1 protein-coding gene is annotated in these 275 nt (G+C 58.9%); it reads right to left on the bottom strand.

All coding sequences use genetic code 11. The features are described from left to right. Positions 1-260 (bottom strand): TSUP family transporter (locus AC0MA3_RS26505; protein WP_474658347.1); only part of this gene is annotated, 260 nt, incomplete at its 3' end. Positions 261-275 lie beyond the last annotated feature (15 nt).

Raw genomic sequence — 275 nt, 5'->3', positions numbered from 1 at the left:
CCGATAACCACATTGGTCGGCACTTTGAGAAGATAGATCATGGCCGGAACCATGATGAAGCCGCCGCCCACACCCATGATCGAGGACAGGAAGCCGATGGCTGCGCCAAGCGCCAGGATCGGGATGATGCTCACATAGATCTTCGAGGCACGAAACCGCATCTTGAAGGGCAGGCGGTGCACCCAATTGTGCTGTCCCGGTTTCTTGAGGCTGGCAAGCTGTCCGGCCCTTGTCCGGCGCATGGACCTGACGCTTTCCAATAGCATGAGCCCGCC

This window comes from Paenibacillus sp. LS-5 (assembly GCF_056121505.1).
The sequence above is the reverse complement of the archived record's forward strand: the minus strand, read 5'-3'. Positions and strand labels throughout refer to the sequence as shown.